The following is a 26,173-nucleotide window of genomic DNA, read 5'->3' as shown; positions in this document are numbered from 1 at the left end:
CTCTACATGATGTAGAAGTCCCGGCTTTGCGTGATTTTAGAGCAAATATAACTCTATTCATGTTTGGTGTTAAGCGGTTTGAGATTGGCTTCAATAGAGGCACGGCGTGATTCCAAAAATGGCGGTAACGCCAGCGATTCACCCAGAAACTCCAGTTCCTCATCCGTATCAAAGCCGGGTCCATCGGTCGCCAATTCAAACAGAATGCCGTTCGGCTCACGGAAATACAATGAACGGAAGTAAAAGCGATCTACAAAGCCTGAGTTGGAAATTTGCAGCTGCCCAATACGGTCTACCCACTGTTTGAGCTCTTCCTCAGTTTCAACACGGAAGGCTACGTGATGCACACTGCCACGTCCTGGTCGTTCTTGTGGCAGATCGTTGCGCTCTTCCAGATGAACTTCAGTTCCCGTACCGCCTTCACCTGTTTCATAGATGACCACATCTGGTTGTCCGGCAACGGGGGAAGGGTAAGAGCCTTTTTTGCGGAAGCCCATAACCTGTTCAAGAATGAGAATGGTATTCTCCGCTTTAGGAATGGTCAGATGAACCGGCCCAAGTCCTACAATGCCGTACTCGGCAGGGACAGGGCTTTTCTCCCAAGGCGTGCCGCCGCGCATTCCGTTATCATGTTCATCTGAAACGAGGAAGAAGCGTTGTCCTTCAAAATCCTCAAACGAAAGCGCCAAGCGTCCTGCTTGATCCGTAATTTCACCATGCTTTACATCCAGCTGCTCGAAGCGGTTTTTCCAGTAATCCAGTGCCTTGTCATTCGGTACCCGTAGGGAGAGCGCTGAAATGCTGTTATTGCCTGTACGAGTTTGTCCCGCATGTGGAATTTCAAAGAAAGTGACTTCCGTACCCGCAGTTCCACGCTCATCTCCGTAGAAGAGGTGATAAACGCTCACATCATCCTGATTCACCGTTTTCTTAATGAGTCGAAGACCCATTACCTGAGTATAAAAATCAACATTCTTAGCCGCCGCCGCCGTAATCGCCGAAACGTGATGCAATCCTAACAGTTTCATGTCATTGTCCTCCTTGGTTTTATATGATTAGCATGTAAAAGCGAAATGAACAGTAGTCAACGTTGCTTAATATTTATTATCTTTATATTAAGATATATCATTTTTGATTGTTTGTCAACTTGAATTAGACACTGACTCCAAAGACGGACAAAAATAGAAATTCGAAATAGTGCAAAAGCAGATACAATATAGCCCAATATAGATAGAATGAATTTTATTATAAAAGGAGTGTGTTCGTTGTATACGGATAAGGATTTAACCATTAGGCCCGTTACAGAAGAAGACTTACGGGCTCTTTGGACGTTAACTTATAAAGAAGAAGCACCGGAATGGAAACAATGGGATGCGCCTTATTATGAACATAAGACACTTTCTTTGGATGATTATTTAAAAGATAAGGAAAAGCGAATCGGACAAGATGACTTTTGGATCATTGAAGTGGAAGGCAAGGTCATAGGATCAGTGAGCTACTACTGGGAGCATCAGCCTTCACAATGGCTTGAAATGGGGATAGGTATTTATGATTCGCGGTATTGGAGCGGTGGGTATGGTACGAGGGCACTTCGACTATGGATCACACATTTGTTTAATACACTACCTCTAGTGAGAGTGGGCTTTACAACCTGGTCAGGAAACCATCGGATGATGAAGGTGGGGGAGAAGCTAGGCATGACCCTCGAAGCCAGGCTTCGCAAGTGCAGATATTATAATGGAGAGTATTATGATTCGATCCGAATGGGGCTTTTACGGGAAGAGTGGGAACTGTAGTTGTTCATACAAAGTACCTTTCTAAGCATAAAAAGATGACCTCTGAATTGATCAAGGCCACTGAAAAACTGTTGATTTCCGAAAATACAAAGATTTTAGGGGTACAAATATGTCTCCCTGAACGCGAAACGAGCCTTAGAAGCGATTCTAGAGGCTCGTTTTTCTTTGGATATTCTCTTACTCTCAACAATGGGGGACTTTTTCAGTACCTCGATATCCCCGGGATTGTCTTTATGCTCTCTTAGGTCCAAAAATCATAAAACTGATCGCGGCTAGAACCCAGACACCAATACCGCCATAGAGCATTATCAAGCCAAAGCCGTGCATAAGCGCCGCATGGACGACGGCTCCAGACGCATCCAGGGAGGAGAGTTCTGGCAAACTCTGCCTGAGAGATACAGTATTTCCGGCGGCTACTTTTTCGGCTACAGACCGCAATTGCACTGCACTGAGAGTCCCGGAAAGGGCACTCTTCAAATAAGACAAAATACCTGCCTGCAAGATGAATCCCATCACAGCGATATTGATGGCTAGACTGATCAATCTAGCACTCATATCTATACCGGAAGCCATGCCTGCACGGGCACTTGGAACAGAGCCGGTGGTCGTGTTGGTCACAGGCGTGTTCGTTAAGCCAAGCCCAATACCAGCCAACAAGGAGCCAGGGAGCATGGTCAACCAACTGGCGTGATCGCTGCCGCTGCCATATTTCATCAAAATGAAGCCCATACCGAGGATGAACAGACCTGATGGAATGACTATGCGCGGCTGGTAGCGGAGCGAAAAACGCTCTGCCAGAGGTGGAATTACCAAGGTGGGCAGCGCATAAGCCAAGAGAGACAGCCCGGCGGCTACGATGCCGTAACCCAGGCCACTCTGGAAATAGATCGGCAGATAGATCATGAACGGCCAGAAACTGAAGTTCATGCCGATGGAGCCAAGGAGAGCGCCGGAGAAATTACGTATCTTGAATACGGAAAAGTCAAACATCGGATGGGCGCTGAGCTTTTCCGCAAATAGAAAAATAATGAAACTTATTGCTACTGCAACAAGGATGCTGATGGATGCTCTGCTGGTAAAGCCGAGTTCCGGCCCTTGCGTGATAAAGTATGCAAGGCCAAAAACTGTCAATGAAAGCGTGACGATGCCGATAATGTCCAGCTTTTTCACCTGCGGATCTCTGGACTCTTCTATGCCACCAAAAACAAGAATCAAATTGAGGATGGTCAACGGAACGTGGACCAGGAAAACCCAATGCCAGTTCAACACGGCCACGATTATGCCGCCGATGATAGGTCCAAAACCGAGGCCGATACCGAACACAATCCCCCATATGCCAAAGGCTTTGCTGCGTTCTTGTCCTTCCTGAAACCGATGTGAAAGAATTGCTATCTGGCAAATCTGCATCGCACCAGCACCCACCCCTTGAAGAAACCGACTGATGATCAGAACCGATGTGCTTTGCGCCAAGCCACAAATCAAGGATGTAACACCGAACAAGACGAGGCTGATAATAAAAATACGCCTCCTTCCATACCGGTCAGCCAGCGTTCCAACAGCCATCAGAACTGTGGCACATGCAATGGTATAAGCGTTCATAATCCACTGCATATCCTTAAGATCGCCATGCAATACTTTCTCCAGAGTTGGCAGTATCACTGGCACACTGGAAATTTCGAGGCCGAACATCAATGCGGACAAACATATAGCAGCCAATGCAATTATATTTTTGCGGGAGAGGGAGAGGCTCACTGAGAGGTCCCTCCAGACTTTTGTTCACGGTCTGGACATCCGGCAGCGCAACTATAATATTGCGCCTCATTAAGCGTAACTCGTATACCAGCACCAACCAGCCTTTTTTCGACAATTGTACGATCAATAGCCTCTTCAATATGTACTTCTAAATCTGCTACTGTTCCTACCTTATTAAAAACGTATTTGCTCAAGGGCAGCCATCCTCTCTATCTTTTCATGTTTGGTTCACCTTATCGATATGAGTTTTATTATATAATCTAAATCATTCATTTTACATAACGCAATCAATCCATTATGATGATTATACAAAGTAATTAAATGAATTTCTCATAAAAACGTTAAATTTAAAGGAGAGAATTCAAAGTGGATCATGTAGACAAACAAATCCTCTTTTATCTTCAAAGTCAGGCGAGAATTTCAATGACAGAGCTAGGGAAATGCGTGGGTTTATCCCAACCTGCTGTAACAGAACGAGTTAAAAGAATGGAAGAAAAAGGTATTATCAAGGGGTATCGCACTATCATCTCTCCTGAAAAAATAGGAAAGGATACGGCAGCCTATATATTGTTTCGGACTAGAGATTGCCATGCATTTCTTGATTTTGTTCATACATCTCCACATGTTGCCGAGTGCCATCGTATAAGCGGAGAACACAGTTATTTATTAAAAGTAGTGACCAGCTCGACACGCACCCTCGAAGAGTTTAGCAACCAGTGCGATAAGTATGGAACCTACACGAGCCTGCTTGTCATGTCGTCACCGATCGATCATAGACTTCTCATTCATTCTCTGGAAGAAGCAAGTGGAGCTGCTCATTCAGAAAAAGATTAAGGATGAAAAAAAGACAACCCCGGATATCCCGAGGCCACTGAAAAAGTCCTAAATTCTAAAGCGAGACAGTTCCTCCATAACAGAGGTTACTGTCTCGCTTTTTCGGTATAATTAAAATATCCAAATAAAGGCGGGTGGTTCCGGTGCTTCCGAAACAGCAAAGCATGGTCTAAGTCCATATATTGAACTATACAATCTGTTGATTCCCAAAGACCATCTGTTACGGAAGAATGGACGAATTGGTGGACTTTAGCTTTATTTATGAGGAACTGAACGAAACCTATTGTCACGACAAGACGAGTTCGAGTTTAACAAAGATGCGGGAATGTACGTATGCAAAGCTGGACATCTGGCGATCCGCAGAGCGCGTGAAGGCAAAAAAGTATAAAAAGCCATGAGCATTTGAAGAAGTTACGTTTCAAGAAAGCGAAAGCTTTAAAGCCAAGGCCAAAGAACGATACAAAATTGAGGCGAAGAATAGTGAACTGAAGCACAGACACGGGTACGATGTAGCGTCCTCCTCGGGTCTGATAGGTATGGAAATCCAGGGGGCTATGGCGATATTCACTGTCAATTTAAAACGAATATTGAAACTGATGGAGTAAGCAAGGGCCACATGAGGCGGAGAGCAAGAGAAAAGACGACGGTTCATTCTGTGAATTCAGAATAAACCGTCGTCTTTTTGATTCGTGTTCTTGTTTTTTTCACGAAAGGCTGGTTTTTCGGTGGCCTCGAATTGATCAGGAGTCATCTTTTTATTATTCACACTGGTATTTTGGAATTTCTCAGTAAATCTATTCTGCCTGCCGAAGTTGCTCTACAATACTTTGTTTGTTGCTCAAAGAGTAAACCACTAATGGAATTAATATCCCAAGCAATAACAGTAAAGGTAATAAGACTAGAAGTGGCCAGATTATAAAGTGATAGCTCAAAAACCACATCATACTGCTTAGGGGTTTCACAATTGAAATAGAAAATATGATCCCTAATAAAATGGAGAATAGGGCGGTGCCGAGAACATAATATAGCCCTTCATAGATCAGCATACCCCGCAATTGCTTTTTGGTCATGCCGATACTTTGCAGCATGGCAAACTCCTGACGCCGTGTCAATATACTCGTCAGAATTGCGTTTACAAAGTTGAGGATACCAATTAGGCCGATAATCAGACTAAGCGTGCCGCCGATCATCATGATGGTGTTTTGCATACCGGAAAACTCATTCATTGAAGTAAATTTGGATGTGTAGTTCATTACCGGCTCTGTAGTTTCGGTGTAACTTTTTAAAAAAACCTCCATGGCCTCTTCCTGATCAGGGGATACATTAAAGGCATAGCTCATCACAGCAGGTTGCTCCGCAAGCGGCTTGTAAATATTCGCTGGAAGATAAAAATTATACTTATCTGAAAGGCGATCAGAATTGGTCATATATTTAATTGCAACATGACCAAGCACTGTGAATGCATGCGTAGTATACTCTTTATCCAGCGGAGCTTCTGCTGCTCCCATATAACTGTGAAGCGTGACCTTTTCACCCACCTTATAAAGAGCTTCTTCCATATGGGGGATGTTATGGTCATCTAAATCTACCCCTTCCAATATATACTTACCGGAAGCCAGCTTCTCAAAATCAAGCTCACCGTCTAGCAATTGCAAACGGTGCAATGGTAAATCTTCCAGCCCATATACTGTCGCCATGAAGTTGCCGCGAGAGTCAGTCACATCGTCCTCATGGGTGTCTTTTCCATTCTCGACAGTAAGCACTAATTTGCCGCCGTACAAGCGACCGCCCTCTTCAAAGCCGGGCTGTGTCTGTACAGCCTGAATAAAACTCTCGGAGGTCTCATTTTCAGGGCCTTTAAAAAAGGGGCTATGGAAATATTCAGCATGAGCAATGAGAAAGTCGGTGTCATTGAAATTGGATACAAACTTATCCATATCAATGCTCTTAGACAGGGTGAAGGCCGTGTTAAGAAGTACAAGGCTCAACGAAAGACTGATGACTACCAACACGGTACGCTTTGTATTGCGCCCCAAGTTGGAGCGAGCCATGTGGATCATTTTAGCGCCTTTGGTGGATTTTTTCAGCTTACGGCTGCCCTTGGTATTTCCGTCTGTGTATCTTACTGCCTCAACCGGCGAAACAGCTGCCGCAATCCTGCCTGGCTTGAAAGTGCTGATCATTACGGTAATGAGCGCGAACAAAGCCGATCCTATAAAAATCCATGGGTTGGGAGATACCGATATCTCGGTGCCAGCAAAGGTAGTGTTGTTCATAAGAAGTGGTATAAGTGCTTTACCGACAAAAAAACCTGCTATTAATCCAAACGGGATTCCTATCACTGAAAGAACTAACGCCTGTCTGCGAATGATCCGGCGGATCTGCTTGCCGCTTGTGCCGATCGTCTTTAAAAGACCATAAAAACGAATATCTCGCATCACCGATATTTGAAAAATGTTATAGATGATCAAATAGCCGGTAAATACGATCAGTATCAGGGCAGAAGTAAGTGCCATGATTGTTCCCGCATCCATACTGAAATTGGTCGAGATGTATGACCAATTTACATTATTCGCGATATAGTTCGGTGCCTCTTCGTCAAGCGAATACCCGCTTTCGGTAATCACTTTACTGAGCTTTCCCTGCAAATCAAGGCTGTTGTCGAACATCATATATGCACTAATGGTTCCTGTATAGAAGTGATCCTTTTTATAGTTGCTTTGTAATTCCTGAGCATGAGCATCGACATAGGATCTGGAGGCGAATATTTGTCCTGTGTTAAACACAGGATCGCTTTTCCACCAGCCGGAGAGGATAAAATCACGCTGTACTTCTTTACCTCGTATGTCAAGCTTTAGTCTCAAAGGTGCTCCAACCTCCAGTGGAACACCCAATAGCTGCAACGTCTTGGAGTCTGCGATTACTTCATTTTCCGCCGCAGGCTTGTGCCCCTCTTTAAGCTCAATAAAACCAAGCTTCATCCCTACATCGTCGTAATACCAGAACTCCGTATGGCGTTTTAGAAAATTATCGTTCATAACTCGATCGCTTAATATACGGTTATAAGCTATTTCCTTGATCAACGGATGATCCTTGACATGATTAAATTCGTCATCCGTTATATATTTAAGTACGGCATGTCCATCTCCACCGACCTGGCGCATGGTCGCCCGTTGTAAGTTTTCCACAGCGCCAATCCCCATAGTGAACAGTGTTGTAAATAGCAATGAGGTTAGTGCTATGGCAACAATGGCAATAATGTTACGGGTTTTGTTCACTTTGAAACTCTTATCAGCCAGATTGCGGATTACTTTTTTGTTCTTTACCTTGATCATTTGCCTTCACCGCCAACTATTTTACCGTCCTCAATCCGGATGATCCGGTCTGCCATTTGCGCGATTTCCTCGTTGTGGGTAATCATCACTATCGTTTGGCGGAACTGTTGGCTGGATACTTTGATCAACCCCATCACATCCAGACTGGTTTTACTGTCCAGGTTTCCGGTGGGTTCATCTGCTAAGACAATTGCGGGCTTGGCTGCCAGTGCTCTGGCAATGGCTACACGTTGCTGTTGTCCACCGGAAAGATTGTTTGGCAGATTATTCATTTTGTGGTCAAGGCCCAAGGTATGTACAATTTTATCTATGTAAGTTTCGTCCGGTTCTTTACCGTCCAGTTCAATGGGCAGTACAATATTTTCGTAGACATTCAAGACAGGCACCAGGTTGTAATTTTGAAACACGAAGCCAATCTTTCGTCTGCGAAAAATGGTCAATTCTTCGTCTTTCAATGAAAAAATATCTTTGCCGTCAATCGTAACGCTTCCGCTTGTCGGACGATCAAGTCCACCCAGCATATGAAGAAGAGTAGATTTGCCGCTCCCGGACGTACCGACAATGGCGACAAATTCACCGCTTTCCACCTCCAGATTCACGCCGTCTAAGGCATGAACAGCAGTATCCCCATTACCATAATGCTTTTTTAGTGCCTGAGTTTTTAATAGAGCCATATACGTTCTCCTCCACAAAAAAATGTCTGGATCGTAGTCATCTACAGTACAGACATTAACACACTAATCTTTCTACAATCTTTCTGAAATCTAACGGTATTGAAAGAATTAAGTATCCATAGAAAGGAAAATAGAAAAGGTGGAGCCACTGCCGTAGCGTGACCGTACCTTGATGTAACCACCCTCCGCAGCGATGATTTCTCTAGCTAAAAACAGTCCAATACCGACACCTTCCTGCGTGTTTACAGTAGGGGAGCGATAGAAGCGGGTAAAGATATTCCCTTGTTCATCTTCTGCAATCCCTATGCCGTTGTCGGTAATATCAATTCGGCAAAACAAATCGTATGCCATTACTTTTATATTCATGCTTCCGCCTGTCTCTGTATATTTTATGGCGTTATCCATAATGTTATAGACAGCTTCACTCGTCCACTTTAGGTCAAAATAAGCATGGGTAACTGTGTCCTCCATAACAACTGAAATCCCTTTGGCGTCTGCTTTTGGCATCATTTGCTCCAGTGCAGCATCAAGGAGCTTTTGAACAGATTCTCGCCTTGGCGATACCGTGATAATCCCCGTTTCAAGCCGCGATGTTTTCAACAATGCCTGGATAAGAAAGTTAAGCTTTTCGGCCTGTGCAGATAGAGCTTTCACACAAGTGGAGGTATCCTGCGATAGTTCGTATTCGCTAAGTAGTTGGGAATAAAGCAGGATGTTAGCCAATGGTGTTTTCGTTTGGTGTGAAATATCGGAAATCAGCTCATTTATTTTATTCTTTTCGGCAAGCAGATTTTTGGAGGACACGGAACAAATGGAAAGAAACTTCGCAAATTTAGCTTCTATTGCAGAGAGAACGGATTCATCAAAGACATCCTCCGAGAAGCTGCCATTTATCGCGGCATCCAGCATGTTCTCAATGGTTTTCATTGTTTTATGGATGCTCCTGCGATAAAGCATAATAGCACACACAGCGGTGCATACAGCAACAACGGCAATTCCAATACATATATAGAGGAGTGTTGTCATTTCAACGCCCATGTGTAGCCCAGCCCATAAACCGTCTTAATGTATAGAGGAGAAGAGGGGGAATCCTCTAATTTATCCCGTAGCCTTTTTACTGTAACAGACAATGCGTTTTCACCTACATACTCAGCTCCATCAGTCCAGATGCTATCTATCAAATGATCGCGCGAAACGGTGTTGCCTCGATTATCGACTAGGATACGCAACAATTTTTGCTCAGTTTTACTTAGTTCAATAGGTGTACCATTCTTAATAAATTCCATTCTCTCGAATGAAAAAGAAAAATTGTCTAGCTGAATGGAGTCTGCAAGCGAGTATCTGGATTTCTTTAGCTGAACGCCAACTCTTGCTCTCAGTACCATAAGACTGAAAGGCTTGGTTATATAATCGTCAGCACCCAGCTCAAAACCAGTGACGACATCTGTTTCCATATCATTCGCAGTCAGAACGATGACTGGTAAAGTTGTTCTTTTTCGTATATGGGTTAACAGATCGAGTCCACTTCCATCCGGCAAATTTACATCAAGAATCACTAGGTCAAAGGCGGTAACGTTCAATTGTTCTTTTGCAGTAGCTATGTCATACATTTGCGTAAATACGTTGTTAGGTTCTTTAAGGGCAAGAACAATACCGTTACTCAAGGCGATATCGTCCTCGATGATTAATATGTGATTCATCATTCTCCTCCTATTTTTTTACTAACCAAAGTTAATGAACTCGGTTTCCAGAACTGCTCACCATAAACATAAAAAAGGGCTCCCAAACTCTCTATTTCCAGTTTACCGGATTTTACTCTTATTTGCTCCTTGGGTTGTCCAGGTGGGGTGTCGAGAAAGTTCTCTGCAGCTTTTTTGTCCAGCTTTAAAACCTCATCACATTGACAGATACGGTATGACTGATATAATTTATGCTAGTTGATTTTGATAATCATTATCATTATTGGAGGGGAGGACAGGGCCGAAGCTTGGTACAGGTTGTTGGAGAACAGGCTCCCTTGGTTAGAACATGAAATTGCGTTATTTAATACTGGCTTTTCTGGTACTGGCCTTCGCCTCGGTTTTTATCGGTGTTCATGATGTAACTCCACTTGATGTGTTCCACTTAACCAACGATCAGGCGCAGGTACTCCTGATTAGCAGATTCCCACGATTGATCAGTATCATTATTGCAGGGGCGAGTATGAGTATCTGTGGGCTCATTATGCAGCAGCTTACCCGGAACCGATTTGTTTCTCCCACCACTGCAGGGACGATGGATGCGGCACGATTGGGTGTGCTGATGGCTATTATGGTGTTTGGAGCAGCAGGATTTTGGACGAAGATGCTGACGGCTTTCGGATTTGCTCTAGGGGGAACACTGATTTTCATGAAAATACTGGATAAAATCCGTTTCAAGGACCCGGTATTTATCCCGCTTGTCGGTTTGATGTTTGGAGGCATTTTAAATTCGGTAACGACCTTTTTTGCTTACAAATACAATCTGATCCAGGGCATTTCTTCGTGGATGCAGGGAGACTTTTCTCTAATCATGAGTGGTCGCTACGAGATGCTATATCTTAGTATTCCTTTGGTTGCGTTGGCGTACATATATGCGAATCGTTTTACAATTGCAGGCATGGGTGAGGATTTTGCGGCCAACTTGGGTGTACATTACAAGCGCACCGTCAATGTCGGTTTGGTGATCGTGGCTTTGGTTTCTTCTGTTGTCATCTTAACGGTCGGAACGATTCCCTTTTTGGGGCTGGTTGTACCCAATCTGGTCAGCATGTATATGGGGGATAATCTGAAAAAAAGCCTGGCCCATACAGCGATCTTGGGCGCCGTCTTTGTGCTGTTTTGCGATATTTTGGGACGGGTGATCATTTATCCGTATGAAATTTCTGTAGGGCTTACGGTTGGTGTGATCGGGAGCGCGTTGTTTTTGTATTTGCTGCTGAGGAGAAGGGCTTATGAATCCTAAATTAAAAATCGGAATATTAGCCGCTGCCGCGCTTGTGTTGATTGCTGCTTTCGTGTTTATAGATCTTCCACATACCTGGCATTACGCGCTGCCACGACGATTGAAAAAGATCGCAGCCTTCATTCTGACAGGTGGCTCCATTGCTTTTGCAACAGTTATTTTCCAGACGGTTACGAATAATAAGATTTTGACTCCCGGTATTATTGGACTGGATTCACTGTATATGCTGATTCAGACGACGATTATTTTTGCATTTGGTTCCGTCCCTTTCATTTCGACCAGCAAAGAATTGAACTTTTTGCTGTCGGTAGGGCTGATGGTGCTGTTCGCAGGACTGCTATACAAATTAATTTTCCGCAAAGATGGACGCGGGATTTATGTACTTTTGCTGATCGGTCTGGTGTTCGGCACACTATTCAACAGTCTGTCTACCTTTATGGAGGTACTGATTGACCCGAACGAATTTGCGAAAATCCAAGACAAGAGCTTTGCCAGCTTCAGTAATGTAAACACCGAACTACTGTGGCTTTCTGTATTCATTCTTGTGCTCGTATTTGCTTATGCGTGGAGATTCATCAAGTATCTGGACGTGCTGTCGCTCGGACGAGAGCATGCGATTAATTTAGGGCTCCCTTATAGTTTTATTATCAAAAGGCTGCTAATTATCGTAGCGATTCTTATCTCCATATCCACGGCACTTGTCGGGCCGATTACGTTTCTAGGGTTAATTGTGGCCAATGTGGCTTATCAGGTGATGAAAACCTATCAGCATCGTTATATTATTCCGGCCTCTATTTGTGTCAGTGTCATTGCGTTGGCAGGATGCCAACTGCTGGCAGAAAGAGTATTCGACTTATCGACAACGGTCAGTGTCATTATTAACTTTATCGGGGGGGTGTACTTCCTGTACCTTTTGCTGCGGGAGAATAAGTCATGGTAGAAGTCAGAAACGTATCCAAACGCTACGGGAATAAAAATGTGGTGGATCAGGTATCCGTCACTGTACCTAAAGGTACCATTACCTCCTTTATTGGACCTAACGGCGCTGGAAAAAGCACCTTGTTGTCGATGATCAGTCGCCTGACTGACAGTGATGAGGGAGAAATCCTCATTGACGGGCAGGCCGTGAGTCTGACGAAAAGTGAGGAGCTAGCCCGGAAGATATCTATTTTAAAACAGACGAACGATGTCAATATCCGCTTAACCGTGAAGGAACTGGTCAGCTTCGGCCGTTTTCCGTATTCCAAGGGCAGATTGAACAGCGAGGATCGCAAAATGGTGGAGCAGTCTATGGCCTACATGGGACTGGAGGATATGAAGGATAAGCATATTGATTTGCTTAGTGGGGGACAGCGACAGCGGGCTTTTATTGCCATGATTCTGGCTCAGGACACAGAATACATCCTGTTGGATGAGCCGCTGAACAATCTGGATATGAAGCATTCGGTTCAGATTATGAAGACGCTGCGCGGTTTGGTGGATGATCTCGGCAAAACGATTCTGGTCGTGTTGCATGACATTAATTTCGCCTCCTGCTATTCAGACTATATTGTAGGGATGAAGGATGGCAGGTTGCTAAAACAAGGAACGGCTGACGAGATGATTGATAGTCAGGTATTAAAGGATTTGTACGATATGGATATTCCGATTCAACAGATTGGTGACCATAAAATTTGCGTTTATTTCACTTAGGGGGAATGTTAAATGAAGAAAAATATGATGTTTTTAACGCTGATGCTTGCATTGGTACTGATCGTGTCAGCCTGTGGCAAAGCAGCTCCGGCAACACCGGAAGCGACTGGAAACGACTCCTCTGCTGCAACAACGGAATCCAAAACTATCTCGGTCAAACACGCACTGGATGAAAACCCGGTCCAAGTCAAAGTTAATCCAAAAAATGTCGTTGTCTTTGATTTTGGTTCATTGGATACGCTGGATAAGCTGGGCGTTGACGTTGCGGCAGTAGCGCAGCAGGATCTTCCTACGTATTTGAGCAAATATAAAGATTCCAAATATGCAAGTGCGGGCACGCTGTTTGAACCGGATTACGAGAAAATCAGTGATCTGTCTCCTGAACTCATCATCATCGGCGGCAGACAAGCTGATGCATATAAAGAGTTGAGCAAAATTGCACCGACCATTTCGATGGCTGTAGACACCAAGGATTATATCAATTCCTTTAAGAAAAACGTTGAAACATTGGGTCAAATCTTCGACAAAGAGGATGTTGCCAAGCAGGAACTGGCTGCGATTGATAGCTCCATCAAGGCCGTACATGACAAGGCTGTAGCGAGCAAAGCTAAAGGACTGATCGTGCTGACGAATGAAGGAAGCCTGAGCGCATATGGCTCACAATCCCGTTTCGGTATCATTCATGATGCTTTTGGCGTAACCCCTGTAGATCCGGGCATTAAAGTATCCACGCATGGACAAAAGGTTTCTTTTGAATATGTACAGCAAAAAAATCCGGATTATATTTTTGTTGTTGACCGTGGGGCTGTGGTGGTCGAGGAAGGCAAGGAACAGGTTACAGGTAAACAAACCATTGAGAATGAACTGGTGAAGAAAACCAATGCATTTAAAAACGGTCATATTGTATACCTTGATCCTAACTACTGGTACCTGTCAGGTAATGGTCTGGAATCTGTGTCTGAAATGATCAAGGAAATGGATGCTGCACTGTAATGAATACATTCACATCATGGGGGACTGTGTAGGATGAAAGGTCATGTAGATGAAATTCCATTAGATGGGTACCTTGTGCACGTCTATACACCTCCCGTCTCCGTGAGTCATAATGAGCTGTATCCTGTGCTGTATGTGCAGGATGGCAGCTCTTTATTTCTAAGCGGGTTGGATGAGCTGGAAAGAGGTTTTTCTACGGGAGAGTTGCCCCGTGTCGTGCTGGTAGGTATTCAGCCCGTAAATCGGCTGGATGATTATACGCCTTGGAAGGCAGCTGCTTTAGTAGAAGGAAGACCTGCTTTTGGTGGTGACGGAGATGCCTATCTGGCGTTTGTGGTTACAAAAGTAATGCCGTACGTCGAGGGGAGATATCCGGTAAAAACCGGACCGGAGCATACGGGAATCATCGGCGCCTCATTGGGCGGATTAATTTCCATGTATGCCGTCTTCAAGTATAAGGACATATTCGGACGCGTCGGTTCCATCTCAGGCTCGTATTGGTATCCGGGTATGATTGGTTATATGCAATCTGCATCTTGTGCAACTGTGAGGGATGGGATACATCGCTTTTATATATCTGTCGGGACCCGTGAAGGTGAAGGGAAGACGAATGTACAAAAAGATATGGTTCCGCTGACCCTCCAGGCACACGAGGTGCTGCGGACACAGGGACTGGATGCAAAAGATGTGCTCCTTGAGTTGGATCAGGATGCGGTGCATCGTGTGGATTGTTTTCAGCGTCAATTTCCTAAGGCCGTCCGATGGCTGTTCGGATAGCATGAATGGAATACGAATTTCATACAACAACCTCAAAGGATTGGAGAGCGTGGAGTCTCTATGCCTTTGGGGTTGTTTTTTTTGTATATTTTTTTTCGTATAATAGAATCAATTTCATAATACCTTGAGTAGCTTTAATAAAGAGTACATATAGATCAAAATGGTTTAATTTGTCTATATGAGGTTTACATTTCGTTAGTTTAATCATTTATGAAATTGATTCAATAGAGAAATATTAAAAATTTAAAATTATACGTTATTGGAAGTGAGGGGAGCATAAATGAAAAAAACCGCCTGGGATCTTCAGATTTGCTGGTAGGTGAGATTGGCTTGGGATGTATGTCGGTCGGTACGGATGAGCAGCAAGGTGTTTACTTGATTCATGAAGCGCTAGACAGGGGCGTAAACCTGTTGGATACAGCCGATTTGTACCAGCACGGACGCAATGAAGAAATCGTAGGTGCAGCGATCCGTGGACGGCGACAGGAGGTCATCCTGGCGACCAAGGTTGGCAATCGGCGTCTACCGGGGCAGGAGGGCTGGGGATGGGACCCATCCAAGAAATATATTCTGTCTGCTGTTAAAGAGAGCCTACGCCGCCTTGGAACGGACTACATCGACCTGTATCAGTTGCACGGAGGGACGATTGACGATCCGATGGACGAAACCATAGAGGCTTTTGAGCAATTGCAGCGGGAGGGAGTCATCCGTTATTATGGTATTTCCTCAATTCGCCCTCATGTCATCCGTGAATATGTCAAACGCTCGAATATCGTTAGTGTTATGAATCAGTATAGTTTGCTGGATCGGCGTGCAGAGGAAGAGGTACTGCCTTTGCTTCAGGAGCGGGGAATTAGCGTGATTGCACGTGGGCCAGTGGCCAGTGGTGTATTGGCTGACCAAGGGGAAGGGAAGATAGCCAAGGGATATCTGGACTACAATGAAGCAGAGCTGCTGGACGTGCGTAAGCAATTAAAGGCATTTGCAGGTGCGGACCGGAGTATGGGTCAGACAGCGATCCGTTATAGCCTGTCTCATCCGACTGTCGCTGCTGTTATTCCGGGTGCAAGCTCTTTGGGACAATTGGAGCATAATATTTCTGCTGCGGATATTGCACCGCTAACCAGGCAAGAGCGGCAGACGCTACAGCAAATCAGCCGAGCCAATCGGTATGATGCGCAATACCGCTAATCCGAGCAAGTATAGGACAAGTGTCAAACATGTACCCGTCCCAGTTGCAATTTATAAAAGAATCATTACAATATAGGAATAAGCCTCGGTTTATAATTCATATGTGAATATGGAGACGTTATAAATACACTCTAGGAGGGACCAACGAATGGAACGCATCGAATCTCAGCAGCAATATCAGGATTTAATTAATGGTGACGGTCTGACTGTCGTGAAATTTGATACAACCTGGTGTCCGGATTGCAAGACACTGGATAAATTTATGGACGGCATTATTGAGGAAAACGCAGATAAGCGTTTCTTTGCGCTTGATGCGGAGAAATTCCAGCCGATTGCAGAAGAAAATCAAGTGCGCGGCATTCCGAGTCTGCTCGTGTTCCGTAATGGCGAAAAAATTGCTCATTTGCACAGCAAATACGCTAAAACGCCAGCTCAAATCTCGGAATATTTGACTACGCTGGAATCCAAACAATAATCAGAACGCATGATAGGGATAGTTCCAGACTATCTTTCCTTTCAGCAAAATAGTAAAAGGGATATCCAAGGCTGATCATTCAGATCCTATGGATATCCCTTTTACTATTTATTGGTACCAAACGATGGCTTATAAAATAATGAAAAAGAACACAGCCGCCAGCACGAAGCGGTAAATGGCGAACGTAGTCAGGCTCAAGCGTTTGAGCAGACCGAGGAATGTTTTGATCGCCAGCATCCCGACGATAAAGGCAGTAATAAAGCCGGCCGCGAACACTGGGAAATCACTCATAGACAGATGATCCATACTTTTGATCATATCAATACCCGATGCACCCAGCATGACCGGAACAGATACGAGGAATGTAAATTCCGCGGCTGCCGTATGGCTTACACGTGCGAATAGGCCCCCAGACATGGTTGAGCCTGAACGGGAGAATCCTGGCCATAGGGCTAGGACTTGGAACAAACCGATCGTAAAAGCTTGTTTGTACGTGATCTCATCCAGCGTATGTGATCTAATAGGCGGATGAAATTTTTCAGCCGCGATCATGAGCAGGCCCCCGATCACCAAACTGTATAAAACCGTTTCAGGACCAAACAGGTATTGCTTAATTACATCACGGAACAGTACGCCAATTAGCCCCGCTGGGATCATGGCTAAAATAATATGTAACAGGTTTAGACGTGGCTGACTCGAGATTTTGCGTCTGAAATCAAACAGGCTCAGGAATCTGCGCCAGTATAATACGACGACTGCCAGCACAGCACCTAATTGTACGATAACCTCAAACGTTTTGACCGTATCATTCTCTGTGTTTAATCCTAGAAGATTAGCCGTAAGGATCATGTGACCCGTCGAAGAGACCGGCAAAAACTCTGTCAGTCCTTCAATAATTCCCATAATAATAGAAGATAAAATATCCACTTTACTAGCTCCTCCTTACACGCGTGCAGGGCAAACGACCTAAGCCGTTTGCCCTGGGAATATGTCATTTCAGTAGGAGTGAACACAAGTGTCAAGTGCAAAGATAAACGCTCAGGTCACACGGTTCACTCCCGGGAAGAAGTGTCCGATTCTGCTTCCAATTCAGATGCGGGGGATGTGTGGTGTAAAATAATCTCCACCCGACGAATACGATTTTTACCCATTTCACGAATGATAAATTTCACATTCTCTTCTATGAATTCCTTGCCCTGTCTAGGTTCCGGAACCCGGCTATACACCCACCCTCCGACAGTATCCACGTCTTCATCGTCCAATGTCAAGCCCGTCAGATCACTCAGATCGGAAAGCATCACTTTACCATCCATCAAATAACTGTTCTCCGTCAGTTTCTCGATTTCCTTCCGTTCATCCTTATCAAATTCGTCCCGAATTTCGCCAACAATCTCCTCCAAAATGTCCTCAATGGTAATGAGGCCGGAGGTTCCACCGTATTCATCGACCAGGAGAGCGATATGAACCTGCTCCTTCTGCATACGTTTCAGCAGTGTGTTGACGGGGATAACTTCCGGAACGGTCAAGATCGGTTGAATCAGACTGTCGAAAACAAGCTCTGGATTGCGATCATACTCAAGGAATAGCTGTTTGGTATTAATCATACCAATGATCTGATCCTTGCTGTCTGTCGCCACCGGAAAACGGGTATACTGCTCTTCGTGAATAGTCAGCATGTTTTCTTGTAGCGAGCGATTCGTAAACAAGCATACCATATCTGTACGTGGTACCATAATTTCTTTGGCAACGGTCTCGTCAAAAGCAAAGATACGATTTACGTAGCCATATTCGGTGTTATTGATCTTACCACTTTCCACGCTTTCGGACAAAATGATCTGAATTTCTTCCTGAGAGTGCGCTTCTTCATGCTCACTAGCCGGTTGAAGACCAAACAGACGAACCAGACGATTGGCCGAGCCGTTAAGGAGCCAAATAAACGGATACATAATCCGATTAAACCACACAATGACTGGGGAGGTTAACAGACTGACAGCTTCCGCTTTGCGGATCGCCAATGTTTTGGGAGCCAGTTCGCCGATCACCACGTGCAGGTAAGTTACAATGACGAATGAAATAATAAAGGCCAGGATATGTGAAAAATCCCCATTGATGTTGAGCTGTTGAAAGAGAGGCTCCAGCAATTTGACTACGGTCGGTTCACCGAGCCAGCCGAGTCCCAACGCTGTAATCGTAATACCAAGCTGACAGGCGGACAGGTAGCCGTCCAGATTATTGACGACTTTTTGTAGCGCCAGTGCGTTTTTACGGTTCTCCACGACCAGCTGATCGACCCGGCTGGAACGGATTTTAATAATCGCAAACTCGGTAGCCACGAAAAAAGCACTAAATAAAATCAACACCGCAAACAAAAATAGACTGACACCTATACCCATATAATTTTCACTCATCCCTTTTTCGTTCAATTTTTTAAGGAACTCCATTTTAAGTTCACTTGAACTTATTTTAAGAACTTAAAAGGAAATATACAAGGTTCATATGGAATCATAGCAGGTCACCTACCTCCAATTTACACGGAAAATAAGGCATAATAGAACCCGCACGGCTCATTGCTTCACTTTACAAGCCTAGTTTGAGGGCGTATGATGAGTTCAAATGAACTTGAAATGTAATAAAGGGAGGAAAGCAGATGGAGTCTTTTACCCTTACTCGTCGTGATATGGCCCATTTGCTGCTGGCCATGGAAGGTCGCCGCGAATTGCAGCCTTTGGCCGTTCTACAGGACGCCTGGAGGCGCACTCATAGCCATCTCGCCCGTTCCGGGAGCACGATGCCGACATTTTTATACACCGACGTGACACCTGTGCTAGATAAAATCATCAAGGGTAAGCACAGCGCAGCCTTTTCGCTGCAGGAGATCGTTTCCCTGGGTCAACTGGTCGAATACAGTCATGTCTCACTGGCATCTATGCAAAATTGGGTCAAACGCGACTTCAAGGAATTTCTCGGCGCTCCGAAGATCGGCAAAAAATACTCGGTCAACCAGGCAGCTATATTGCTCATTGTGGAAGATTTAAAATCATGTCTTGATTTTGAATCCATTCGTCAGCTATTTCATATCCTGTTCCAACAACCCGAAGATGATACGGACGATCTGATTCAGCCGGTCGATTTGTACGCCGCTTATTCAACTTTGTTTGAGGAGCTGGATGCGAACGGAGACCAACTGCTCGATGTTGCTGGAGCAGGCTATGCAAAGGACAACGGAAATTCCGTTACAGGACAGCAGCGCCAGGAAGCTGCGACAGAGGAGCTGCTGGTTCAGGCGGCCGATCAATACACCAGCCGTTTACAGCATTTGACCCCTAACCAGTGTGAAGCAGTGCGTAATACTTTGCTGGTGGCAGCGGTAGCGGTGCAAAATAGTTATTTTTTGTCCATGGCACGTCGGTATGTGAATGCGACGTTGTTTCTGGACTTCCAGGGGTAAATCAGGATTGGCACTAGAAGCCAATCCTATTTTTTTGCTCTTTTTAGAGGATTGGCTACCCTTTTGGAGACTGAAAAAGTATACAAAAGAGGTATATACACTAAAACGCTGTCAAAGATACAATAAACATATATAATCCAGCAATTGGAAAAACTTTGAATATCTCTTCCAAAGCATCTGGATACACACACAGGAGGTAATGGCATGTCCGATGTCTCCATCATCATTTGTACCCGCAACCGGATCGAAGACCTGACACGCTGTATACAATCTATTGCAGTACAGCAGCAATTGGATCATACGGCTGTAGAACTGCTGATTGTTGATGACGGCGATATTTCCGACCAACAGATCGAGCAGTACCGTCACATGGTATCCGGATTGCCTCAAGGCGTTTTGAAATATTATAAAAAAAGTCGTCCCGGCGTTTGGTTGTCCCGCTATGAGGCCTTGTCTCTTGTGCGGTATGATATTGTGCTGTATTTTGACGATGATGCAGAACTGGACGATAAACTCTATATCCGGCGCTTGCTCGATACCTATGATCAGGATGAAACGATTGTGGGTGTTGGAGGGATTGCAAAGGGATTACATTCGAGCCGGGCAGGAAAGCTGCTGGGCGTTTTGACATTTCAGATGTCTTCATCCCTCGGCAAGCTCTCGCCTAGTAGTCTGGCAGGTTCTTTGCTACGTTGGGGCGAAGCGACTGAGGTTTTCGATACAGAATTTTTCCATGGCTGCAATATGTCATTTCGGAGGGATGCGCTTCGGGACATGAAGCCGTATCCGTGGATGACCAGTTATGCCGTGGCTGACGATTTGTACATGTGCCAGTTGGCGAGCCGTTACGGCAAATTGGTTATCAATCCTGACTTAACCATCATTCATCATGAATCTCCAAGCTCGCGCGATAAGGCGGGCAAAGTAGCCAAGGCTACAGCAATTAACCACTATTATTTTCTTGCTTTGAAAAAGGCTGGAGTGATTCAGTATGGAGCCCTTTTATGGACCTTATCCTACTTGATGCTCAAAGAAACGCTGCGTCGCAATTTTAATGCCGCAGATGGATACAAGCAGGGGGTGTTGTTCATTCTGAACCCGCGCAAGCAAAAATATAACGAATATTTAGGCCCGGCGGTTCAGTAAACTGTTTTCTTTACACACTGACAGGATAAAGGGGGAGTATGATGTTAAGCTTGTCCATTGCTCTGTGCACCCGAAATCGGGTTGATGATCTGACCCGATGCATTAATTCAATTGCCATTGGGGGAGCACCGGAGGCATGTGAAACCGAGCTATGGATTATTGACGACGGAGAACTGCCGAAGCATGTGCTGGAACGTTATGAGCGTCAGTTGGGCAGAGCGGGAATTACCTACCGATATCATCGCAAGGAGCAGCCGGGATTATGGTTATCTCGTGTAAAGACAGCTGAACTTGCGCAGGGTGACATCATTTTGTTCCTTGACGATGACGTTGAGCTGCCGAGCAACTATTTGAATGAGTTGATGCGTACCTATGAGGCTTACCCGCAGGCCGCTGGTGTCGGCGGTATTGCACAGGGAATGAGTAACAGCTTCATGGGAACGATTCGATGCTTGCTGTCATTCCAGCAGTCTTTGTCCAAAGGGAGGTTGTCCCTCAGCGGTCAGTCCGGCTCGATGTATAACTGGCATAAAGCCAAGAAGACGTTTAGAACCCAGTTTTTTCATGGCTGCAATATGTCATTTCGCCGTGAGGCGATTCGCAGTCTGGAGCCGGTACCTTGGTTGCAAAGCTATAGCGTAGGCGAGGATTTATTACTTTCGCGCATCGCAATGAAAAGCGGTCCGTTATACATTAACCCGGCGCTTACGCTACTTCATCACGAATCGCCGTCCTCGCGCGACAATATGGAGCAGGTTACTTATATGCGGGTGATGAATCATATTCATTTGCTGCGTGACGAGGGATCTGGGCCGATTGGTTATGCAGCACTATACTGGACGACGTTGTATCAGATTTTGAGAGAAAAGCCCAAGAAAAATCATACTGCCATTCAAGGCTATAGAAGAGCGTTGAAAGCAATCTTTTCAAGTCCAAAGGAGCCTGTTGGCGGGGGACAGTTGCCTGAACGCAATTCCAAAAAAACGGTAGGCTGATGGAGGTGCGTCAAAAGACGCAATGTGAGCTTAGAGACGAGAGGCTTAATAAGGAACAGGAGTTGGACGTAACATGAGCACATGGACAGCAGCAAGGAAAGTATTCACGGGTGACAGTCTCGCCAAAACGATCATGCGCACGAGCTTTAACAATTTTTTTGTGCTAATCGTCACGACCCTGACTTCCATCCTGACCGCACGTATGCTCGGAGTAGAGGGGAAAGGAGAACTGGCGGCAGTTCTGTTCTGGCCTACGTTGATCGGCAGTGTGTTGAGCTTCGGATTACCAACGTCGTTAATTTATAACATCAAGAAGAAAACAGGCACGACGGAAGAACTGCTGGCGTTGTCGCTCTGGATTCAGTTGCCTGCCAGCTTGTTGGCGGGAGCGGTGGCCTGGATATGCATGCCGCTGTGGCTGAATGGTTATGGTGCGGACATCATCCAGCTGTCCCAGCTTTATTGTGCGGCAGCCATACCGCTGGCAGTGCTTACAGCGCTGACGACAGCATTGTCGCAAGGGCTGGATCGATTTAGCGTATATAACGGCCTGCTGTTTTACTACCCATTACTGAATTTCATCGGTCTGGTGACACTGTGGCTGATGGGCCTGCTCAATGTGCAGCTGGCAGGAGCAGTGAATTTTGCCGCGAGTTTCCTTGCGCTAGTATGGGCGTTCCTCCGTTTGCGCAAGTATATGAATTTGCGTGCTTTCCGTCCATTTACCAGCCGCCAAGTGCTTCGTCCTTATTATAGCTATGGAGCGAGGGTTTACGGGATGGAGCTGATGGGGACGCTGTCCACACAAACGGACAAAATCGTTATTGTGGCGCTGCTATCACCCAAAGCGTTCGGTCTGTACTCTGTCGTCTACGCCTTGTCTCGTGTGTTCAATGTGGTGCAAAATGCCGTCACTAACGTTACTTTTCCTAAGGTGACGGGGATGGAGCACAGCAAGATTGTCGAAACAGTAGGTCGTGCTTTTCGCATCTCTATGGCTGCGATGCTAATCGTCATTGTGCCTGCTCTCTTCATTGGACGATACATGCTGGGTTTGCTGTACGGCCCCGCTTTTCTGGAAGCATCGCTAACGTTCTACCTGCTGTCACTGGAATGTATCATTGGTGGCGGCTCATGGATTCTGGCTTCGGCCTTTAACGCGCTGGGACGTCCGGGACTGGTATTGTTCCGGCAAATTGTAGCCTATGCGATCACCGTCGGTCTATTTTTTATTTGTACACCGATCTTTGGTCTGGACGGCATTGCGATTGCTTTGCTTGTAGGCGCTTGTGTACGATTGGCGTTCTCACTGTTCTCATTCCCGATGTTTTTCAATGTTCCGCTATCACGGATCATTTTTGATAAAAGTGACATTACATTTGTCATTCAGACTATACAAAAGAAGCGCAGGAAGGGAGAACTGAAAGATGCCGAATTTGCATCCCATGGCTAAACTGAAAAATAAGCTGAGCGTCATTCTCGACGTAGTCCCCCAAGGTTCGAATATCATTTATGTCGATTATCCCGTCTATAATAACGGTGGGGATGTACTCATCATGAAAGGCACCGAAGCGTTCTTCAAGGATAATGGCATCCGTGTCCGTGCCCGTTATAGCGCTATGGATATTCCCGATCGGCTTCAAATTCCGGGTGACTGGATTATCGTGTGCCACGGCGGCGGCAACTTCGGCGATCTCTATTCAAATCACCAAAATTTGCGAGAACGCATCGTTCGCGATTTCCCTAACCACCGAATTGTAATTATGCCGCAGACGATCCACTTTCAATCTGAACAGAAGGCTAATGAAGTCGCTGCCTTGTTCAATGCTCATCCGGATCTACATATGTTTGTGCGGGATACACGCTCTTATCAGTGGGCTAAGGACAAGCTGAACCAGTGCAGTATCACACTATGCCCTGATATGGCGCACCAGCTCTGGCCATTGAAGCCGACTACGGAAACCGTGAAGGATGTATTGTATTTCCTGCGGACTGATATTGAAACGGTGGGTGGACAAAAGAAGTTCGATGACGAGGCAGATGCCGCTCACCGGCTGGACTGGGATACTTTGTTCACTCCGCTGGAAGTGAAGGGAATTGTCTATTTCCAGAAGTTTTATCGACTGGATAAGAAAATCGGTGGACCGTTGCCTACACGTACGTTCTGGTACAAGTACACAGACCATCTCATGAACAAAGCGGTTACGCTGTTCAGCTCTTACCGCGAGGTTCGCACTTCACGGCTGCACGGTCACATTCTGGCCTGTCTGCTTGATATGCCGCACGTTGTCATTGACAATTCCTACGGCAAGAACTCGCAATATTATAATACCTGGACACAGCCGAATCCAAAGGCGCAGCTGTTTAGTGAAGCTCCAAGTGCGTTGGAGCAGCCATCTTAATAGTAAGAAAAGATACGTATGATTAATTTCAAAGGTATGATAACGGCAAAAAATCTCCTGACCATTTCATTGGTATAGGAGATTTTTGCTTGTGTTAAATTAATAAGGATAGTTAAGAGTTAAGCTTGTGAACTATTAAGGCTATTCATATTTAATGGGATGATCGCTCGTTCTTTCTTGGCTTCTATTGATTATTGACAGTTACCTCATATTTTGATGCGTTCCAGTTTACCTTTGCACCCAAGGTTTGAGAAATGAATCTGATCGGTACCAAAATACTCCCGTTTATATATTTTGGAGGAGCAGCGAGACTTACTTTTTTTCCATTAACCAATGCGAATTTTTGGTTTACAACTAGTTCTATAGTCAGTTTACCTTTTGTGATGGTGACATGATCCCTTTGGCTACTATTCCAAATGACTTTAGCTCCTGATTTTTCAAATATTCCTCTGAAAGGAACATAGACTGAGCCGTTCAGTAATTTGGGAGTGGTAGTCAGATCCATGATAGAGCCATCTACGGTCAATTGAATAGGCTTCACTACAATAGTCGGTTGCTTTACATTTTTCAATGTCGAGTCAATTCCAAGTTGACCGTTAACGTTGCTCCCCCAACTCCATAATTTATTGTTTTCCGTTCTTACGATTGTAAAGTCGTTTCCAGAGTTTACTTCCGATATATTAGCAAGCCCCTTTACTTTCTCTGGATTGGAATTACCAGCAGAAATCCAGACATCGCCAGTAGTTGTTACAAATGAAACAGTGTGGTCGAATTGAGCAGAGATATCTTTTAACTTCTGTGGAATTTTAAACTGTTTAGTTTTGCTCTCTAGCGGATTATATGTCCACCCGTTGCCATTCATATCAATTGCACTTATAGCAAAATCTCCACTTTTAATCATTTTAATTTTTTTAAGTTGTTTAAGCAGCTGTGGTTCTTTAATATTCGCATCTTCATTGTCGCCGCCCCAATAGAGCAATGTTCCATCCTTGGAAAGTGCAAAGGAACCCTGATTCGTAGCTGCTATACCCACAATATTCATGGGTAGATCTTTTATTAAAGTTGGTTCATTGATGAAAGATGACTTAAAGTTGGCTAATTGTCCCCGAGAATTATCACCCCAGCCCCAAACCTGCCCGCTTTGATCTAATGCTAAAAAGTGATCTCCTCCGGCGGCAATTTTTACAACATTTTTTAGGCTTGAGAAGGTTTTAGGGGCAACACTACGACCTTGATTTTTTTTACTTTGCCAACTAACAACGGTACCATCTGTTTTTATGGCTAGAGAACCAAAGCGACCCGTGGTGACCTGTTTAAAAGTATCAGATGACATAGAAACCACAGGAGAGGGTACGGAACGATTTATGCCGTCTTCTGAGCCTAATTCCCCATCTTCATTACGCCCCCATGCAAGTAGCTTTCCTTGATTGTCAATAGCGTAAGTATGTTCACCACTGCTTGAAAATTGAACTATATCTGGAGATGGTTTTACATATTCGTTTGAATATGCTTCTTTTGAAACTAAGCAAGAGGAGAAAATTAATAAAATAACTGATAAAGCTATGAAACATTGCTTTAAATTTTGATTTTTCAAGATATGCTCTCTCCTTTTTTGAAATAACTTCTAATATCATATAACCATAAACAAGAAAGAAATTGCAAATAAATCCAGCTAATATGT

At 44.8% G+C, this 26,173-nt stretch carries 24 protein-coding genes and 1 pseudogene; 15 read left to right on the top strand and 10 right to left on the bottom strand.

Features of this window, described 5'->3' with window-relative positions; all coding sequences use genetic code 11:
• Window positions 1-53 precede the first annotated feature (53 nt).
• Complete coding sequence (locus NLX82_RS21125) at window positions 54-1,028, bottom strand: ring-cleaving dioxygenase (protein ID WP_075154771.1); 975 nt, start codon at window positions 1,026-1,028, stop codon at window positions 54-56.
• A gap of 237 nt (window positions 1,029-1,265) precedes the next feature.
• On the opposite strand from NLX82_RS21125, the gene NLX82_RS21120 reads away from it, so the two are divergent.
• On the top strand, window positions 1,266-1,796 hold the full coding sequence (locus NLX82_RS21120) for a GNAT family N-acetyltransferase (RefSeq protein WP_075154770.1): 531 nt from the start codon (window positions 1,266-1,268) through the stop codon (window positions 1,794-1,796).
• Between the two features lie 231 nt (window positions 1,797-2,027).
• Here the strand turns inward: NLX82_RS21120 and NLX82_RS21115 are convergent, their stop codons facing one another.
• Complete coding sequence (locus tag NLX82_RS21115) at window positions 2,028-3,548, bottom strand: MFS transporter (RefSeq protein WP_069080669.1); 1,521 nt, start codon at window positions 3,546-3,548, stop codon at window positions 2,028-2,030.
• Window positions 3,545-3,742 (bottom strand): hypothetical protein, encoded by a 198-nt coding sequence (locus tag NLX82_RS21110; RefSeq protein WP_023990363.1) that lies wholly within the window; start codon window positions 3,740-3,742, stop codon window positions 3,545-3,547. The genes NLX82_RS21115 and NLX82_RS21110 overlap by 4 nt, the downstream gene beginning before the upstream one ends.
• Before the next feature lie 172 nt (window positions 3,743-3,914).
• Between NLX82_RS21110 and NLX82_RS21105 the strand changes: the two genes are divergently transcribed.
• Window positions 3,915-4,382: an Lrp/AsnC family transcriptional regulator gene (locus NLX82_RS21105; protein ID WP_023990362.1), complete on the top strand. Its 468-nt coding sequence runs from the start codon at window positions 3,915-3,917 to the stop codon at window positions 4,380-4,382.
• A gap of 289 nt (window positions 4,383-4,671) precedes the next feature.
• Window positions 4,672-4,987, top strand: a pseudogene (locus NLX82_RS21100) (transposase); the annotation flags it as partial.
• 189 nt (window positions 4,988-5,176) lie between these two features.
• On the opposite strand, the gene NLX82_RS21095 reads toward NLX82_RS21100, so the two are convergent.
• The 4 genes from NLX82_RS21095 to NLX82_RS21080 all read right to left on the bottom strand — a co-directional run bounded on the left by NLX82_RS21095 (window position 5,177) and on the right by NLX82_RS21080 (window position 10,091).
• Window positions 5,177-7,717, bottom strand: coding sequence for an ABC transporter permease (locus NLX82_RS21095; RefSeq protein ID WP_068938269.1), 2,541 nt, complete (start codon window positions 7,715-7,717; stop codon window positions 5,177-5,179).
• Window positions 7,714-8,391 carry an ABC transporter ATP-binding protein gene (locus NLX82_RS21090; RefSeq protein WP_068938268.1) on the bottom strand — a complete coding sequence of 226 codons (678 nt, stop codon included), beginning with the start codon at window positions 8,389-8,391 and terminating at the stop codon, window positions 7,714-7,716. The genes NLX82_RS21095 and NLX82_RS21090 overlap by 4 nt, the downstream gene beginning before the upstream one ends.
• A gap of 108 nt (window positions 8,392-8,499) precedes the next feature.
• Window positions 8,500-9,417: a sensor histidine kinase gene (locus NLX82_RS21085; RefSeq protein WP_068938310.1), complete on the bottom strand. Its 918-nt coding sequence runs from the start codon at window positions 9,415-9,417 to the stop codon at window positions 8,500-8,502.
• Entirely contained in the window at window positions 9,414-10,091 is a 678-nt protein-coding gene (locus NLX82_RS21080) for a response regulator transcription factor (protein ID WP_023990358.1), read from the bottom strand. The genes NLX82_RS21085 and NLX82_RS21080 overlap by 4 nt, the downstream gene beginning before the upstream one ends.
• A gap of 328 nt (window positions 10,092-10,419) precedes the next feature.
• Between NLX82_RS21080 and NLX82_RS21075 the strand changes: the two genes are divergently transcribed.
• The 7 genes from NLX82_RS21075 (at window position 10,420) to NLX82_RS21045 (ending at window position 16,501) form a co-directional block, all read left to right on the top strand.
• Window positions 10,420-11,373 carry an ABC transporter permease gene (locus tag NLX82_RS21075; RefSeq protein WP_023990357.1) on the top strand — a complete coding sequence of 318 codons (954 nt, stop codon included), beginning with the start codon at window positions 10,420-10,422 and terminating at the stop codon, window positions 11,371-11,373.
• Window positions 11,363-12,313, top strand: coding sequence for an iron chelate uptake ABC transporter family permease subunit (locus NLX82_RS21070; protein ID WP_028541803.1), 951 nt, complete (start codon window positions 11,363-11,365; stop codon window positions 12,311-12,313). Before NLX82_RS21075 ends, NLX82_RS21070 begins: the two co-directional genes overlap by 11 nt.
• Window positions 12,307-13,065 carry an iron ABC transporter ATP-binding protein gene (locus tag NLX82_RS21065; RefSeq protein WP_028541804.1) on the top strand — a complete coding sequence of 253 codons (759 nt, stop codon included), beginning with the start codon at window positions 12,307-12,309 and terminating at the stop codon, window positions 13,063-13,065. The genes NLX82_RS21070 and NLX82_RS21065 overlap by 7 nt, the downstream gene beginning before the upstream one ends.
• A gap of 12 nt (window positions 13,066-13,077) precedes the next feature.
• A complete protein-coding gene (locus NLX82_RS21060; protein WP_068938267.1) occupies window positions 13,078-14,058 on the top strand; it encodes a siderophore ABC transporter substrate-binding protein in 981 nt (326 codons plus the stop codon).
• Between the two features lie 33 nt (window positions 14,059-14,091).
• Window positions 14,092-14,835: an alpha/beta hydrolase gene (locus NLX82_RS21055; RefSeq protein ID WP_068938266.1), complete on the top strand. Its 744-nt coding sequence runs from the start codon at window positions 14,092-14,094 to the stop codon at window positions 14,833-14,835.
• Window positions 14,836-15,174: 339 nt separating this feature from the next.
• Window positions 15,175-16,026 (top strand): aldo/keto reductase, encoded by an 852-nt coding sequence (locus NLX82_RS21050; RefSeq protein ID WP_254349043.1) that lies wholly within the window; start codon window positions 15,175-15,177, stop codon window positions 16,024-16,026.
• A gap of 148 nt (window positions 16,027-16,174) precedes the next feature.
• Window positions 16,175-16,501 carry a thioredoxin family protein gene (locus NLX82_RS21045; protein WP_013312008.1) on the top strand — a complete coding sequence of 109 codons (327 nt, stop codon included), beginning with the start codon at window positions 16,175-16,177 and terminating at the stop codon, window positions 16,499-16,501.
• A gap of 129 nt (window positions 16,502-16,630) precedes the next feature.
• Here NLX82_RS21045 and bacA read toward each other — a convergent pair whose 3' ends face one another.
• Together bacA and NLX82_RS21035 are read right to left on the bottom strand one after the other, a co-directional pair.
• The gene (gene bacA / locus NLX82_RS21040; protein WP_075154762.1) at window positions 16,631-17,428 is read right to left on the bottom strand and encodes an undecaprenyl-diphosphate phosphatase; all 798 of its coding nucleotides are present in this window, start codon (window positions 17,426-17,428) and stop codon (window positions 16,631-16,633) included.
• A 125-nt stretch (window positions 17,429-17,553) separates the two neighbouring features.
• The gene (locus NLX82_RS21035) at window positions 17,554-18,924 is read right to left on the bottom strand and encodes a hemolysin family protein (protein ID WP_028541809.1); all 1,371 of its coding nucleotides are present in this window, start codon (window positions 18,922-18,924) and stop codon (window positions 17,554-17,556) included.
• A 224-nt stretch (window positions 18,925-19,148) separates the two neighbouring features.
• Between NLX82_RS21035 and NLX82_RS21030 the strand changes: the two genes are divergently transcribed.
• The 5 genes from NLX82_RS21030 to NLX82_RS21010 all read left to right on the top strand — a co-directional run bounded on the left by NLX82_RS21030 (window position 19,149) and on the right by NLX82_RS21010 (window position 24,492).
• The gene (locus NLX82_RS21030; protein WP_068938264.1) at window positions 19,149-19,949 is read left to right on the top strand and encodes a DUF1836 domain-containing protein; all 801 of its coding nucleotides are present in this window, start codon (window positions 19,149-19,151) and stop codon (window positions 19,947-19,949) included.
• A gap of 204 nt (window positions 19,950-20,153) precedes the next feature.
• The gene (locus tag NLX82_RS21025; RefSeq protein ID WP_068938263.1) at window positions 20,154-21,095 is read left to right on the top strand and encodes a glycosyltransferase family 2 protein; all 942 of its coding nucleotides are present in this window, start codon (window positions 20,154-20,156) and stop codon (window positions 21,093-21,095) included.
• Window positions 21,096-21,136: 41 nt separating this feature from the next.
• The gene (locus NLX82_RS21020) at window positions 21,137-22,090 is read left to right on the top strand and encodes a glycosyltransferase family 2 protein (protein WP_053326118.1); all 954 of its coding nucleotides are present in this window, start codon (window positions 21,137-21,139) and stop codon (window positions 22,088-22,090) included.
• Window positions 22,091-22,163: 73 nt separating this feature from the next.
• The gene (locus NLX82_RS21015) at window positions 22,164-23,543 is read left to right on the top strand and encodes a lipopolysaccharide biosynthesis protein (RefSeq protein WP_028541812.1); all 1,380 of its coding nucleotides are present in this window, start codon (window positions 22,164-22,166) and stop codon (window positions 23,541-23,543) included.
• Window positions 23,518-24,492: a polysaccharide pyruvyl transferase family protein gene (locus tag NLX82_RS21010; protein ID WP_023990345.1), complete on the top strand. Its 975-nt coding sequence runs from the start codon at window positions 23,518-23,520 to the stop codon at window positions 24,490-24,492. Before NLX82_RS21015 ends, NLX82_RS21010 begins: the two co-directional genes overlap by 26 nt.
• A gap of 184 nt (window positions 24,493-24,676) precedes the next feature.
• On the opposite strand, the gene NLX82_RS21005 is transcribed toward NLX82_RS21010, so the two are convergent.
• Window positions 24,677-26,086 carry an RCC1 domain-containing protein gene (locus tag NLX82_RS21005; RefSeq protein WP_028541813.1) on the bottom strand — a complete coding sequence of 470 codons (1,410 nt, stop codon included), beginning with the start codon at window positions 26,084-26,086 and terminating at the stop codon, window positions 24,677-24,679.
• Window positions 26,087-26,173: the final 87 nt, after the last annotated feature.

The sequence above is a fragment of the Paenibacillus sp. A3M_27_13 genome, assembly GCF_024213315.1.
Taxonomy (GTDB): Bacteria; Bacillota; Bacilli; order Paenibacillales; family Paenibacillaceae; genus Paenibacillus; species Paenibacillus polymyxa_B.
This window is presented reverse-complemented; position numbering and strand designations above follow the sequence as displayed.